General features: G+C 45.0%; 1 protein-coding gene. It reads right to left on the bottom strand.

Features of this window, described 5'->3' with window-relative positions; genetic code table 11:
- The coding region (locus AAEZ00_RS20720) for an N-6 DNA methylase (protein ID WP_351089761.1) at positions 1 to 358 on the bottom strand (358 nt) is incomplete at both ends.

Raw genomic sequence — 358 nt, 5'->3', positions numbered from 1 at the left:
AGTTGTCAAAGGTTTCGACAATTTTGGTGATATCTTGCTCACGCAATTTGTTTTGGTTTTTACCTTCTTGATACTCTAGCTCGCTGTTGATAAACAGGACTTTTCTTTTTCGAGCTGCTGGCTTTTGCTTATTAATAATCAGCAAGCACGCTGGAATACCCGTACCGTAAAATAAACCTGCTGGCAGACCGACAACCGCTTCGAGTAGGTCATCTTCCAGTATGCCTTGGCGAATGGCTTTCTCGCTTGAGCCACGGAATAACACCCCATGTGGCATAACCACACCGACCATACCGTCATTATTGGTACTGGCAATCATGTGCTGTACAAAAGCTAAGTCACCAGCATCTTTTGGCGG

The sequence above is a fragment of the Shewanella sp. S1-49-MNA-CIBAN-0167 genome, from assembly GCF_040310145.1.
Classification (GTDB): Bacteria; Pseudomonadota; Gammaproteobacteria; order Enterobacterales; family Shewanellaceae; genus Shewanella; species Shewanella psychromarinicola.
This window is presented reverse-complemented; position numbering and strand designations above follow the sequence as displayed.